General features: G+C 74.9%; 14 protein-coding genes. 8 read left to right on the forward strand and 6 right to left on the reverse strand.

Going from position 1 to position 12,888, the window contains the following annotated elements; translation table 11 throughout:
* Positions 1-6 precede the first annotated feature (6 nt).
* The 3 genes from AC29IT_RS10245 to AC29IT_RS10255 all read left to right on the forward strand — a co-directional run bounded on the left by AC29IT_RS10245 (position 7) and on the right by AC29IT_RS10255 (position 2,635).
* Positions 7-456, forward strand: coding sequence for an acyl-CoA thioesterase (locus AC29IT_RS10245; RefSeq protein ID WP_358433101.1), 450 nt, complete (start codon positions 7-9; stop codon positions 454-456).
* 59 nt (positions 457-515) lie between these two features.
* Positions 516-1,340, forward strand: coding sequence for an SAM-dependent methyltransferase (locus AC29IT_RS10250; RefSeq protein WP_488218538.1), 825 nt, complete (start codon positions 516-518; stop codon positions 1,338-1,340).
* A gap of 176 nt (positions 1,341-1,516) precedes the next feature.
* Positions 1,517-2,635, forward strand: coding sequence for a DUF418 domain-containing protein (locus AC29IT_RS10255; protein WP_358433105.1), 1,119 nt, complete (start codon positions 1,517-1,519; stop codon positions 2,633-2,635).
* Here the strand turns inward: AC29IT_RS10255 and AC29IT_RS10260 are convergent.
* Positions 2,632-3,414 carry a nuclease-related domain-containing protein gene (locus tag AC29IT_RS10260; RefSeq protein WP_358433107.1) on the reverse strand — a complete coding sequence of 261 codons (783 nt, stop codon included), beginning with the start codon at positions 3,412-3,414 and terminating at the stop codon, positions 2,632-2,634. The two genes, AC29IT_RS10255 and AC29IT_RS10260, sit on opposite strands and share 4 nt — an antisense overlap.
* A 227-nt stretch (positions 3,415-3,641) precedes the next feature.
* Here AC29IT_RS10260 and AC29IT_RS10265 point away from each other — a divergent pair, with 227 nt between their 5' ends.
* The gene (locus AC29IT_RS10265) at positions 3,642-4,367 is read left to right on the forward strand and encodes an enoyl-CoA hydratase (RefSeq protein ID WP_488218539.1); all 726 of its coding nucleotides are present in this window, start codon (positions 3,642-3,644) and stop codon (positions 4,365-4,367) included.
* Positions 4,368-4,444: 77 nt separating this feature from the next.
* Here AC29IT_RS10265 and AC29IT_RS10270 read toward each other — a convergent pair whose 3' ends face one another.
* From AC29IT_RS10270 to AC29IT_RS10285, 4 genes are read right to left on the reverse strand one after another with little or no spacing between them, the layout of a single operon-like run.
* A complete protein-coding gene (locus AC29IT_RS10270; protein ID WP_488218540.1) occupies positions 4,445-5,209 on the reverse strand; it encodes an ABC transporter permease in 765 nt (254 codons plus the stop codon).
* On the reverse strand, positions 5,206-6,156 hold the full coding sequence (locus tag AC29IT_RS10275) for an ABC transporter permease (protein ID WP_358433113.1): 951 nt from the start codon (positions 6,154-6,156) through the stop codon (positions 5,206-5,208). The genes AC29IT_RS10270 and AC29IT_RS10275 overlap by 4 nt, the downstream gene beginning before the upstream one ends.
* Positions 6,153-6,818 (reverse strand): class I SAM-dependent methyltransferase, encoded by a 666-nt coding sequence (locus AC29IT_RS10280; protein WP_488218541.1) that lies wholly within the window; start codon positions 6,816-6,818, stop codon positions 6,153-6,155. The genes AC29IT_RS10275 and AC29IT_RS10280 overlap by 4 nt, the downstream gene beginning before the upstream one ends.
* Positions 6,815-8,323 (reverse strand): ABC transporter substrate-binding protein, encoded by a 1,509-nt coding sequence (locus AC29IT_RS10285; protein ID WP_488218542.1) that lies wholly within the window; start codon positions 8,321-8,323, stop codon positions 6,815-6,817. The genes AC29IT_RS10280 and AC29IT_RS10285 overlap by 4 nt, the downstream gene beginning before the upstream one ends.
* Before the next feature lie 385 nt (positions 8,324-8,708).
* Here AC29IT_RS10285 and AC29IT_RS10290 point away from each other — a divergent pair, with 385 nt between their 5' ends.
* Together AC29IT_RS10290 and AC29IT_RS10295 are read left to right on the forward strand one after the other, a co-directional pair.
* Positions 8,709-9,587 carry a chitosanase gene (locus AC29IT_RS10290; RefSeq protein ID WP_488218585.1) on the forward strand — a complete coding sequence of 293 codons (879 nt, stop codon included), beginning with the start codon at positions 8,709-8,711 and terminating at the stop codon, positions 9,585-9,587.
* Between the two features lie 97 nt (positions 9,588-9,684).
* A complete protein-coding gene (locus tag AC29IT_RS10295) occupies positions 9,685-10,167 on the forward strand; it encodes a carboxymuconolactone decarboxylase family protein (RefSeq protein ID WP_488218543.1) in 483 nt (160 codons plus the stop codon).
* Between the two features lie 33 nt (positions 10,168-10,200).
* Here AC29IT_RS10295 and AC29IT_RS10300 read toward each other — a convergent pair whose 3' ends face one another.
* A complete protein-coding gene (locus tag AC29IT_RS10300; RefSeq protein ID WP_358433122.1) occupies positions 10,201-10,791 on the reverse strand; it encodes a helix-turn-helix domain-containing protein in 591 nt (196 codons plus the stop codon).
* A 132-nt stretch (positions 10,792-10,923) separates the two neighbouring features.
* Between AC29IT_RS10300 and AC29IT_RS10305 the strand changes: the two genes are divergently transcribed.
* Positions 10,924-11,196 carry a GlsB/YeaQ/YmgE family stress response membrane protein gene (locus tag AC29IT_RS10305; protein ID WP_488218544.1) on the forward strand — a complete coding sequence of 91 codons (273 nt, stop codon included), beginning with the start codon at positions 10,924-10,926 and terminating at the stop codon, positions 11,194-11,196.
* A 406-nt stretch (positions 11,197-11,602) separates the two neighbouring features.
* A complete protein-coding gene (locus tag AC29IT_RS10310) occupies positions 11,603-12,793 on the forward strand; it encodes an alpha/beta hydrolase (RefSeq protein WP_358433126.1) in 1,191 nt (396 codons plus the stop codon).
* The last annotated feature ends 95 nt before the right edge of the window (positions 12,794-12,888 follow it).

The raw sequence follows: 12,888 nt of genomic DNA on the forward strand, positions 1-12,888 counted from the left end.
CCGGGCATGGCCGACTCCGCCGAAGACCTGCCCCGCCGCGGCGACTTCGCCGTGCTCTGGCCGATCACCACCAGGTGGGCCGACAACGACGTCTACGGCCACGTCAACAACGTCGTGCACTACTCCTGGTTCGACACCGCGGTGAACGGCTGGCTGATCCGCGCCACCGGTGCCGACATCCGCGACTTCCCCGAGATCGGGCTCGTCGTCGAGACCAACTGCCGCTACCTCGCCGAACTCGGCTTCCCCGAAGACGTCGAGGTGGGTGTGGGCCTGGAGCGCGTGGGCAATACCAGTGTCGTGTACCGCCTCGCCGTGTTCGGCGGGGGAGCCGACGAACCCGCCTCGGTGGGCCGGTTCGTGCACGTGTACGTCGACCGGGAGACGCGGCGCCCGGTCCGCGTGCCCGAGCGCATCAGGACCGCGCTCGCCGGACTGCGGCCGTTCGAGAGCTGAACCGCGGTCCAGGACCGTCGCGGCGGACGCAGGTGCGCGGGGAAGTCGGAGGTGGGGCCATGGATCGGTGGCCGGGCGAACGTCCCGTCGGCACCGAGGGCATCGACCTGCGGCGCCCCAACTCGGCCCGCATGTACGACTACTACCTCGGCGGCTACACCAACTTCGAAGCGGACCGGGAGGCCGCCGACCGGGTCCTCGAGGTGAACCCCGACGTGGTGCCCTCGATCCGCGCCAACCGGGCCTTCCTCGGCCGCGTCGTGCGGTACCTCCTCGACCAGGGCGTCGACCAGTTCCTCGACCTCGGCTCCGGCATCCCGACCGCGGGCAACGTGCACGACATCGCGCACCGCGTCGACCCGGCCGCCCGCGTCGTCTACGTGGACAACGAACCCGTCACCGTTGCGCACGCGCGGCAGCTGCTCGTCGACGAGAAGCAGGTCGACATCGTCGACGCCGACTTGCGGAACCCGGAAGTCGTGTTCGCCAAGGCCGCCGAGACCAGGCTGCTCGACTTCACCCGGCCGATGGGGCTGCTCATGGTGGCGGTGCTCAACTTCATCGAGGACGACTCGGAAGCCACCGACCTCGTGCACCGCTACGTCGCCGAACTCGTCCCCGGCAGCTACCTGGCCATCTCGCACTCCTCCGCCCAGTGGCTCTCCCCGGAGACCGCCGCCCGCATCGCCGAGCTGTACCGGGACGTCAACCCGCCCAGCTACTGGCGGTCGCCCGAGCAGATCGGCGCCCTGCTGGACGGCATGGACGTCGTGCCGCCCGGCGTCGTCGCCCCCTCCCACTGGCGCCCCGAAGCGGAGCCGGAGCTGCCGCCGGAACGGATCGTCTACCGGGCCGGGGTGGCGCGCATCGGTGATCCCACCTAGTCCGATCAGCCGGAAACGCGGGATCTCGCTGCCCGATGGTCGTACGCGCGCTGACCGAGCGGCCGATTCGCGCCGCCCGCCCCACCGGCGAGCATGATCCGGTGAGCACGACAGGAATCACTTCCCCAGAGACGGAACCGATCCACCGGCCTGCCGGAACCGGGCGGTTGATCGGCGTGGACATCGCGCGAGGACTCGCCGTGCTCGGCATGTTCATCGCGCACACCGGGCCGCCGCAGAGCCTGCTGAGCGAACTCGTGTCCGGCCGGTCCGCCGCGCTGTTCGCGGTGCTGGCCGGGCTGTCGATCGCGCTGCTCAGCGGCGGGACGGCACCCGTCGAAGGCCTGCGGCGGCGGCAGGTGTCGGTGCGGATCGCGGTGCGCGCGGTCGTGCTGTTCGTGCTGGGGCTGGCGCTGAGCGCGCTCGGCGCGCCGGTGATGGTGATCCTCACGTCGTACGGCGTGCTGTTCCTGCTGGCCCTGCCGCTGCTGCGGCTGCGCGCCGCGACGCTGGGCGTGCTGGCCGCGGTGCTGGCGATCGCCGCCCCGCTGGCGTCCTACCTGATCCGGAGCGCGCTGCCGCCCGCCGGTGAGTTGGGCGCGATTCCGCGGTTCGAGGACTTCACGTCCTGGTCGGGGGCGGGCACCGCGTTCCAGCACGTGCTGCTGGACGGCGGCTACCCGGTGCTGACCTGGCTGCCGTTCGTGCTGGCCGGGATGGCGCTGGGCAGGATCGACCTGCGCGCCGCGCGCGGCCGGGTCGCGCTGCTGGGGGCCGGGCTGGCGCTGGTCGGCTACGGCGGGTCGTGGCTGGCGATGAACGTCTTCGGCGCCCGCGAGCAGGTGCTGGCGTCCTTCGGCGGCGCGGTACCGCCGGAGCTGGTGGACGTGCTGCTGAGCAGGGGCTTCGGCGCCGTCGGGACGGGCAGCCCGTTCCTGCTGTTCTCGGCCGGCGCGCACAGCGGCAGCCCGTTCGAAGTCGTCGGGGCCACCGGGGCGGCGTTGCTGGTCATCGGGCTGTGCATGCTCGTGGAGCGGGCGCGGGTGCTGACGCCGATCGCGGCCGTGGGCTCGCTCGCGCTCACCGCCTACGCCGGGCACATCGTGCTGCTGGCGGCCATCGGGACGGACGGCCTGACGGGGCTGCAGCAGGTCGCACCGCACCTGGCGTGGGTGCTGCTGGCCGCGATCGTCGTGGTGTTCGCCGTGGTGTGGCGGGCGCTGCTCGGGCGCGGGCCGCTGGAACGCGTGCTGCACCTGGTCTCGGCGGCGCCCGCCGCCCGGATCGGGCGCTAGCCGTCCCGCTGCGCCCGGCGCTTCTCGTGGAAGGCGTGATCGCGGCGCACCAGCCGCGCCACCTCGTCCGCGGACGCCGGGCCCAGCGTCGGCGGGGCCTGCCGCAAGGTGCGCACCAGCTCGTCGAGGCTCGCGGTGACCAGCGCCAGGCCGCTGCGCCGCACCGAACCGATCTCCGCGCGCGGGTTCACCACCACCAGCGCCGGCCGCACCAGCACCTGGCGGCCGCGCTGCCGCAGGAAGTCGGCGAGCGCCTTCGCCACGTCCCGCACCTGGCGGCCCCAGCTCCGGCCGCTGCGGTCCGCGAGGGTGCGGTCCTCGACGTGGTTGCCGTAGCGGTCGAACACCTCCGAGCGCCAGGAATCGCCGTCGGCGTGCACCCGGCCCGGGTGGTTCTTCACCTCGATCGCCCACACCCCGCCGGGGCCGACCACCAGGTGGTCCACCTCGCCGCGGCGGTTGCGGTAGCCGCGGAACACGATCCAGTCGTCGGAGAGGCGTTCCAGCGCGGTGGCCACCGCGTCCTCCGCCTCGATGCCCGCCTCCTGCTGGGCGAGCCGGTCCTGGACCGCAGCGTCGTCGGTCGGGCGCGCGGCCTGCAACCGGCGCAGCTCCCGCCACTGGGCGGGCAGCTTCCACACCTGCCACCAGCGGCGCCGGGCGTGGCGCTCCCGCGCCTGCGCCACCGCCTGCTCGTAGCGGGTGCGCCGCTCCCGCGCGGCCTGTTCGGTCCGGCGGGCCTCGGACCGCGGATGATCGGAGAGCACCTCGACACGCACCCCGGAACCGTACTGCCCGAGCCGCGCACCTCCCGAGCTGGTCCCGCCCCTCGCCGGCACTACGAGGCCGAGGTCCCGGTCTCCTCGGGGCCTGCGCAGGTGAGCGGCCGGTTCGACCGTTCAGCGCGGTCCGGTGGATGTGATCTGGTGCGGGGCGGGGACCGCCGTCGGCGCGCGGGTGGTGCACTGGCGGCGGCACGGCACCGGGTTCGGGGAGGATGCGCGCGATGATCAGCACCGGGTGGGACGGGACGGTCGGCTTGATCGCGCTCGACCGGCACGAGCGGCGCAACGCCCTCGACCTCGAGCACTGCCGCGGGCTCGCCGCCGCCGTCACCGAGCGGGTCGAGCAGGGCGCCCGGGCGCTCGTGCTCACCGGCGAGGGCAGCACCTTCTGCGCGGGCGCCGACCTGGACGGCGTGTACGGCGACGAGTTCCGCGACGCGCTCTACACCGCGCTGCGGTCCGTGCTGGACGCGCCGGTGCCGGTGCTCGCCGCGATCAACGGGCCCGCCGTCGGCGCGGGCGCGCAGCTCTCGCTCGCCGCCGACCTGCGGGTCGCCGCGCCGGAGGCCTACTTCGCGGTGCCCACCGCCCGCAACGGCCTCGCCGTGGACCCGTGGACGGTGCGGCGGCTGTCGCTGCTCGCGGGCGGCGGACCGGCCCGCGCGCTGCTGCTCGCCGGGGAACGCCTCCCCGCCACGACCGCCCACGAGCGCGGCCTGGTGGACCGGCTCGGGACGCACGCGGACGCGGTGAGCTGGGCGCGGGAGCTCGCCGAGCTGGCGCCGCTGTCGCTGCGCTACGCGAAGCTCGCGCTGAACTCCCTCGACACCGAGGTCCCGGACGCGGAGCTGGAGCAGGCCTACGACGCCTGCTGGGCCAGCGAGGACGCCGCCGAGGCGAGCCGCGCCCGCACCGAACGCCGCGCGCCCCGCTTCCACGGCCGGTGAGCGCCCGCCGGTGGTGACCGGCCGCCGGTGGTGACCGGCCGTCGGTGGTGCCCGGCCGTCGGTGGTGCGCGGGACCGCTACCGCTCCGCGACCAGCGCCGTCACGATCGTCTGCACCGCCACCAGCGCGCACACCGGCGCCGCCAGCAGCCACGGCGCGGTGCCGAGGTGGTCCACCGACTCGGCGATCATCGCGCCCCACTCCGGCCGCGGCGGCGGTGGCCCGAGCCCCAGGAAACCCAGCGCCGCCACCGTGTTCACCAGCGCGGGCAGCCGCACCGCGGCCAGCGCGCCCGCCGCCGGGGCCAGGAACGGCAGCAGCGACCGCCGCCAGATCAGCAGCCGGCCCGCGCCGAGCGCCCGGTGCGCCAGCACCCAGTTCCGGGTCCGCAGCTGCGCGGTCATCGCATCGGCCTGCCGCGCGAACGGCAGCCAGCTCACCCCGGCCAGCGCCAGCAGCAGCGCCGCCGTGCTGGGCCCGGCGATCAGCGTCGTCACCAGCGCGACGATCAGCGGCGGCAGCGCGGTGGCCACGTCCACCCCGGCCCGCACCAGCGCGGCGACCGGGGAAGCGCTCCACCCGGTGGCGCATCCGGCGAGCAATCCCAGCAGCACCGCCACGACCAGCGCGGACCCCGCGGTGCCGAGGGTGAGCAGCGCGCCGTGCGCCAGCCGCGCCAGCACGTCCCGCCCGAGCTCGTCGGTGCCCAGCGGGTGCGCGAGCGACGGCGCCCGCAGCACCGCTCCCATGTCCGTGACCAGCGGATCGCCGGTCAGCCCGACGCCCAGCACCACCGCGCCGATCCCGGCGGTGACGAGCGCGGCCCAGCGCCGCGCCCTCACGTCAGGGCCTCCCGCCGCGCACGTGGTTCGGCGGCCAGCCCGAGCAGGTCGCCGACCGCGCCGACCGCGAGCGCGGCCAGCGCCGCCACCACCAGCCCGGCCTGCACGACGGGCACGTCCTGCGCCCGCACCGCCTCCACCACGGTGCTGCCCAGCCCGGGGATGTCGAAGACGACCTCGATGGCGGTGGTGCCGGAGATCGCCCCGGCCGCGTTGTAGGTGAGCAGCGACAGCGCCGCGGGCAGCGCGGGCCGCGCCAGGTGCACCGCCCAGATCCGGGTCTCGCCGAGCCCGCGGGCCCGGGCGGCGACCGCGAAGTTCTCCCGCCGCAGCGCCACCACCTGCTCCCGGGTGACGGCGGCGATCGGCACGGCCAGCGACGGCACCAGCGACAGCAGCGGCAGCACCGCGTACTCCGGCCCGCGCCAGCCCGAACTCGGCAGCGCGTGCAGCCCGACCGCGAACACCAGCACCAGCAGCGGCGCGAGCGCGAACTCCGGCACCGCCGAGAACACCCGCACCAGTCCCGAGATCGCCCGGTCCACGACCGATCCGGGCCGGTGCGCGGCCACCAGCCCGGCCAGGTGGCCGACCAGGAACGACAGCACCGCGGCGCCGAGCATGATGCCCACCGACACCTGCAGCGCAGGCCCGATCAGCGCGGACACCGGTTCGCCCGACACCCACGAGGTGCCGGGGTCGCCGCCGAGCAGTGCGCCGAGCCGCGCCGCGATCCGCTGCGGCAGCGGCACGTCCAGGCCCAGCTCGGCGCGGATCCCGGCCAGCAGCGCCGGATCGGGATCGGCGTCGGCGTAGCGGGCGGTGAGCACCGTGCGGGCCGCGTCGACCCCGGTCAGCTCCGGCAGCAGCACCGCGACCAGCACGATCAGCACCGCCACGACCGGCGCCACGGCCAGCCGCAGCAGCAGGCCGCGACTCCCGGTCACCGCCGCGGGGCGCGAGCGGACAGCAGGAAGAACCCGGGTGCGCTCGGGTAGGGGGCGCCGTCGAACAGCGCCGTGCGGTCGGCGCGGTCCGCGAACCCGGCGCGGTCGACGAGGTCGGCGCAGCCCGCGAAGTCCACGCCCATCGGCAGTTCCGGCGCGGTGTCCGAATAGGACGAGGTGAACCGCTCTTCGGCGGCGTCGTCGCCGACGGAGGCCGCGTCCCACCGCCCGTCGCTGATCAGCAGCAGCCCGCCGGGGCGCAGCACCCGCGCCCACGCGTCCACGGCCCGCTGCGGTTCCGGCAGCGTCCACAGCACGTTGCGGGTCACGACCACGTCGAACGGTCCGGCGGGCGGTTCCTCGGCGACGCCGGTGAGCCAGTCGGCGGCGAGCCCGTCCGCGGCGGCGCGCTCGGCGGCGACGGCCAGCATCCCCGGCGAGGCGTCCTGCCCGGTGACGCGGTGCCCGTCGGCGGCGAGGATGCGGGCCAGGAATCCGGTGCCGCAGCCCGAATCCAGCACCCGAGCGCCCGGCCCGACGGCGTCGGCGACGAGCGGGCAGATCCGCTTCGCCCACAGGTCCAGCGCCGGGTCCTGTCCGGGCTGCTGGTCGTAGCCGCGGCGGGCGCGGTCGTTCCAGTAGTCGACGATCGGCGCGCTCATCCGAGCTCGACCTCCTTGGTGAGGAATTCCCGTTCCAGCGGATCGGCGGGCACTCCGCGCACCGCGTCCCGGTAGGCGAAGCGCTGCTGCTCGTGCACCAGCGGGATGCCCGCGATCCGGTCGGCGAGCAGCTCGTCGGCGCGGCGGAACACCTCGGCGCGCCGCGCCGGATCGCTGATCGCGGGCAGTTCGGCGAGCAGCGCGTCCAGCTCGGGCGCGCAGAAGTGGTCCAGGTTGAACCCGCGGCGGCAGCTGAAGTCGCTGGTCAGGTGAGCGGCGGCATCGGGCACGTCGACCAGCTGGTTGCGCGAGTACACCGCGCCGTCGAGCTCCCCGGACAGGATGCGCGGCTCGATGCTCCCGGCCGGTTCCTGCACGATCCGCACCGCGAACCCGGCGCGGCCGAGCTCGTCGGCGACGACGGTGGTCAGCGCGGGCAGCTCGGGCCGGTCCGGGTAGGTGCCGATGGTGATCGGCACGGGCGCGCCGCCGCGCACCGCGGTGACCTCCCGGCGCGCCGCGTCCGGGTCGGGCGCGGGCGGCGGGTGCTGGGCGCTCCACGGCACGGCCGGGCCGAAGTAGTGGCTCGCGGCGACGCCCTGGCCCTGCAGCACCCCGCTGACCAGGCCCGCCCGGTCGATGGCGGCGCGGGCGGCGGCGCGCAGCCGCGGATCGGCGAACGGGCCGCGCGCGGTGTTCAGGTGCAGCGCGGTGGTGCGCGGCAGGTCCACCGCGTCGGCCCGCAGCGCCGGGTCCGAGCGGATCTCGCCGAGCTGCGCGACCGGCACCTTGTCGATCAGGTCGAACTCGCCGCTGCGCAGCCCGTTGACCCGGGCCGAGGCGTCCGGCACGAAGCGCACGTCGACGCGGGCGAGCTTCGCCGGTCCGCCGTGGTGGCCGTCGAAGCGGCGCAGCTGCGCGCCGCGGTCCCCGTCGACGGCGGTGATCTCGAACGGGCCGGTGCCGACGCCCTTCGCGGGGTCCACCGAGCCGTCGGGGCGGATCGCGGCGGGTGCGAGGACGGCGGCGTTCGCGGCGCCGAGCCGCTGCGGCAGGATCGGGTCGGGCCCGGTGGTGCGCACGGCGAGGGTGCGGTCGTCGAGCGCGGTGGCCCGTTCGACGGTGCCGTTCAGCGCGCGCGGCGGGGCCGGGGCGTGCACGACGCGGTCGATCGAGTCGGCGGCGGCCTGCGCGGTCACCGGCTCACCGGACTGGAAGCGCAGGCCCGCGGCGAGGGTGAACCGCCACTCGGTGGGGGAGGTGCGCCGCCAGCTCTCGGCGAGCCCGGGGCGGGCACCGCCGTCGGCGTCGGCGTGCACGAGGGTGTCGGTGACGCCGAGCCGCTGCAGCAGCAGCGCGTCGTCGGAGGCGGGCGACCAGGCCGCGCGCGGCGGGATCGTCACCGCGACCTCCAGCGCGTCCTCGTCCGCGCCGCCTCCGGTGAAACCGCACCCGCCCAGCACCAGCGCGAGCCCGAGAACGAGGAATCCACCAGCACTTCGCAACAGCAAGCTCCTTGCAACAGACCGCAGCGGATCTTTGCACGGACAACGGCGCCGGAACCACGCCGGGCGGCCCGAACGTGTTCTCCGCCTCCCGGTGCGGCGCGCACGGGCTGCTCCCCGCGGCGGAGCGGACCGCGGCGACCGGCGGAGCCGTCCGCGCAGGTGATCGCGCCGCGGGTCGGGGGGAATTTCCCACTTGTCCGGCGCGACCGCGGTCCTGAACAGGCGCGGAGCCGCGCACCCGAGCCCGCCGCGGTGCACGTCCGAGCGGCCGGTGTTGACGCTCCCGGTGGGCCCCGGTTGGCTGCTCGGTGCCGGTGGGCCCCCCGACGCTCACCGGCCTCGAACCCCGAAGACCCGAATCCCGAAGATGGAGTCCGACGACATGGCCACCCCCTCGAAGCCGCTGCCCCGGCGGACCCTCCGGCTGCTGCTCGCCACCGGTGTCGCCGCGGGCGCGCTGGGCGCCACCGCGCTGCCCGCGCAGTCGGCGGTCCCCGAGGCGGCTCCGGCGGCCGCTCCCGCCGCGCTGCGGGCCGCGCCCGCCGCCGAAGGCGACCTCGCCGACCCGCACACCAAGGACATCGCCATGCAGCTGGTGTCCAGCGCCGAGAACTCCTCGCTGGACTGGCGCGCCCAGTTCGGCTACATCGAGGACATCGGCGACGGCCGCGGCTACACCGCCGGGATCATCGGCTTCTGCTCCGGCACCGGCGACATGCTCGCGCTCGTCGAGGCCTACACCGAGGCGAAGCCGGACAACCCGCTGGCCGACTACCTGCCCGCGCTGCGCGAGGTCGACGGCACCGACTCGCACGAGGGCCTCGACCCCGGCTTCACCGACGCCTGGGCGCAGGCCGCCGAGGACCCCGACTTCCAGCAGGCGCAGGAAGCCGAACGCGACCGGGTGTACTTCGACCCGGCCGTGCGGCAGGCCAAGGACGACGGGCTCGGCGCGCTCGGCCAGTTCGCCTACTACGACGCGATCGTGATGCACGGCCCCGGCCAGGACTGGCCGAGCTTCGGCGCCATCCGCCAGGCCGCCCTGGACCGCGCGACCTCGCCCGCGGACGGCGGCGACGAGACCGCGTACCTGCACGCGTTCCTGGACGCCCGGGTGGAGGCCATGAACGAGGAGGAGGCGCACAGCGACACCAGCCGCGTCGACACCGCGCAGCGCCGCTTCCTGGACGAGGGCAACCTGGCGCTGACCACGCCGCTGCACTGGGCGGTGTACGGCCAGGACTTCAGCATCGAGGAGTGACCGCGCGCCCGGTGGGCCGGGCCCGCGGCACTGGACCAGCCGATCGGGCGCGAAGTGGACCAGGAGAGCGGGCCCTCGCGGCACTAGCGTCGTGGGCATGACGCACTCCTACGAACCCGAGCACACCCCGCGGCTGAACATGGCGGAACTCGCGCCGGACGTCTACAAGAGCATGCTCCGGCTCGACGCCGCCGCCCGGAAGGGGCTCGACCCGACCCTGCTGGAACTGGTGAAGATCCGCGCCTCGCAGCTCAACCACTGCGCGTTCTGCCTGGACATGCACAGCAAGGACGCGCTCGCCGCCGGCGAGTCGGTGCAGCGGATCGTGCAGCTCTCGGCGTGGGAGGAGTCGCGGCACTTCTACACCGCTCGGGAGATCGCGGCGATCGAACTCACCGAGGCGATCACCGTGCTCACCGACGGGTTCGTGCCCGACGAGGTCTACCAGCGGGCCGCCGCGCAGTTCGACGAGACCGAACTGGCGCACCTCATCGCCGCCATCACCGTGATCAACGCGTGGAACCGGATCGCGGTCACCAGCCGCAACGTCCCCGGGCACTACACCCCGGGCTCGCACTGATCCCGCGCCGCCGCCCGGGGCCGGGCGGCGGCGTCACCCGGCCGGTTTCGACTTCACGTGCATCCGTTCGCCCTGCGGGCCGAACAGGACCAGCAGCTCCACCGCATCGCCGGTGGCGGGCCCGAACCAGTGCGGCACCCGGGTGTCGAACTCGGCCGCCTCGCCGGCCCGCAAGGTCAGGTCCTGGTCGCCCAGCACCAGCCGGACCGCGCCGTTGAGCACGTAGAACCACTCGTATCCCTCGTGGGTCTGCGGATCCGGCTCACCGCGCAACCCGCCCGGGATGATCATCTTGAAGGCTTGGACGCCGCCGGGACGCCTGGTCAGCGGGAGGAACGTCCGGCCGTGGCGCACGATCGGCTTCGCGTGGATCCGCGGATCGCCGGTGGCGGGCGCGCCCACCAGCTCGTCCAGCTGCACCTGGTGCGCCTTCGCCAGCGGCAGCAGCAGCTCCAGGCTCGGGCGGCGGCTGCCCGATTCGAGCCGGGACAGCGTGCTCACCGAGATGCCGGTGGCCTCGGACAGCGCGGCCAGCGTCAACCGGCCGCGCTTGCGCAGCGCGCGCAGCCGCGGCCCCACCTGGGCCAGCGTCGCGTCCAGCTCGGGGGACGGGGGTTCGGTCATCCTTCCATTGCAGGATCGGCAACGGAATTTGTCAACGATCCGCCCGAACACACCCGTGCGCAGGCTCGGCCCGGGGCATCTCCGCCAAGTAGGGTCTCCGCTCGAGAGGGGCACCGACAGAAGGAGGAAGCGATGATCGGTACCGCCATCGGCTGGATCGTGCTCGGCCTGATCGCCGGGTTCATCGCCAGGGCCGTCGTGCCCGGCAAGGACGACATCGGAGTGCTGCGGACGATCGTGCTCGGCATCGTGGGCTCCGTCGTGGGTGGCGTGGTGCTGGGGGCGCTGACCTTCGGTTTCCGCGGGTTCCACCCCGTGGGCTGGATCGGCTCGATCATCGGCGCGATCATCGTTCTGGTCGTGTACAACAAGTTCACGGGCCGGAAGAAGACCCCGCGCGACTGACGTGTCCGGAGGCGCGGGCCGTCCGGCCCGCGCCCGGATCTCCGCTGGTCGAGCCCGTGGTCCGGCTCGTGGTGGTGCCAGTGCTGCTCGTCGAGTCGCCCGAGGTCGCGCGGTCGCCGGGCCGGTCCGCGCGCGTCCTGCGCGCCGAGAGCCCGCCGCGAAGTCCGCGGACGGCGATGCGACGACCCGGCCCGTCGCGGTGGCGACCCCCCGGACACCGCGTCACCTGGTGGGCACCGCCCCACCTGGCGGACACCGCCCTCCGCGGACACCTCCCTCCCGGCGGACACCAGGCTGCCGACGGATCTCGGGCTGACCGGCACCGCCCGGCCCGGGACCGCGGCGTCCCGAACCCGGATGTCGCCCCACCGGGCGACGTCGCGGCGCTGCCGGTAGACGTGGGGGCATGGCTCCTGAGACCGACCGGCCCGGTGCCGTAGCGCTGCTCGCCAGGGCCGCCGTGCCGCCGCTGCTGGCGTGCGCGGCGGTCCTGGTGCTGTTCGTGCTCGGAGCCCTCGTCCCCGCGGTGCCGGTGGCGGGGGCGCTCGGTTCGCGGTACGTCGGCCGGTGGGCGCTGGGGTTCGTGCTGCTGTCGCTGCTGTGCTGCCTGCTCGCGGTGCTCGCCCGGCGCACCGGATCGCGGCGCGGCGCGACCGCGCTCGGTGGTGGCGGCGCGTTCGCGCTGCTCGGGTCGCTGGTGGTGCTGGGCGCGCAGCTGTCCTTCGCGCACGACCGCGGGGCGAGCATCGGGCTCGCCGACCTCGTCGACACCGGGACGCCTGCCGCGCCACCGGACCGGACCGAGGTGTACGCCGACGTGGACGGGACGCCGCTGCGGGCCTCGATCTGGTCGCCGCGCACGCCCGGCGCGAACCGGCCCGCAGTGCTGTGGGTGCACGGCGGCGGATTCATCGCGGGCAGCCGCTACGAGCAGCGCGCCCTCTACCGGAACCTCGCCGACCACGGCTATCCGGTGATCTCCATCGACTACCGGCTGGCGCCACCGGTGCGCTGGCGCGACGCGACGTCGGACGTGGTGTGCGCGATGAACTGGGTCGCGGGGCACGCGGGGGAGCTCGGCGTCGACCCGTCGCTGCTGGTGCTGGCGGGCGGTTCCGCCGGGGGCAGCCTGAGCATCAACGCCGGGTACGCGCTCGCCGACCACGACGCGGCGAGCAGCTGCGGCGGTGCTCCGCCCGCCCCGCCGATCGCGGTGGCCGGTTTCTACCCGGCGGTCGACCTGGCGGGCGCCTACGACGACAACGGGGTGGCCGGATACGCGCGGCGGGTGTCGGTCAGCTACCTCGGCGGTTCCCCGGAGCGGTATCCGCAGCGCTACGAGTACGCCTCCGCGCTGGATCGGGTGCGGCCGGGCCTGATGCCGACGCTGCTGGTCACCGGCGCGTCGGACCACCTCATCTTCGAGGACCGGGTGCACGGCTTCGCCGAGCGGCTGCGCGCGGCGGGCGACGAGGTGGTGTACGCGGCGTTCCCGTACGGCGAGCACGCCTTCGACGCCGACTTCCACAGCATCGGCGGCGCGGTGAGCCGCGCGGAACTGCTGCACTTCCTGGACGAGCACGCTCCGTTGCGGTGAACCGGGCGACACGCCGTGCTCCGTGATCGCCCCGGAGGCCGCCCCGTGTCGCACCGGCGCAACCCCTCTGTGGGCCGCGACATCGAGCGAGTTGT

Source organism: Saccharopolyspora sp. MMCC62, assembly GCF_057736575.1.

What these genes read in the sequence shown, in the direction of transcription:
- AC29IT_RS10295 (WP_488218543.1), top strand. Translation starts at nt 9,685, where the DNA reads ATGACGCACTCCTACGAACCCGAGCACACCCCGCGGCTGAACATGGCG.
- AC29IT_RS10305 (WP_488218544.1), top strand. Translation starts at nt 10,924, where the DNA reads ATGATCGGTACCGCCATCGGCTGGATCGTGCTCGGCCTGATCGCCGGG.
- AC29IT_RS10265 (WP_488218539.1), top strand. Translation starts at nt 3,642, where the DNA reads ATGATCAGCACCGGGTGGGACGGGACGGTCGGCTTGATCGCGCTCGAC.
- AC29IT_RS10310 (WP_358433126.1), top strand. Translation starts at nt 11,603, where the DNA reads ATGGCTCCTGAGACCGACCGGCCCGGTGCCGTAGCGCTGCTCGCCAGG.
- AC29IT_RS10290 (WP_488218585.1), top strand. Translation starts at nt 8,709, where the DNA reads ATGGCCACCCCCTCGAAGCCGCTGCCCCGGCGGACCCTCCGGCTGCTG.
- AC29IT_RS10245 (WP_358433101.1), top strand. Translation starts at nt 7, where the DNA reads ATGGCCGACTCCGCCGAAGACCTGCCCCGCCGCGGCGACTTCGCCGTG.
- AC29IT_RS10250 (WP_488218538.1), top strand. Translation starts at nt 516, where the DNA reads ATGGATCGGTGGCCGGGCGAACGTCCCGTCGGCACCGAGGGCATCGAC.
- AC29IT_RS10280 (WP_488218541.1), bottom strand. Translation starts at nt 6,818, where the DNA reads ATGAGCGCGCCGATCGTCGACTACTGGAACGACCGCGCCCGCCGCGGC.
- AC29IT_RS10300 (WP_358433122.1), bottom strand. Translation starts at nt 10,791, where the DNA reads ATGACCGAACCCCCGTCCCCCGAGCTGGACGCGACGCTGGCCCAGGTG.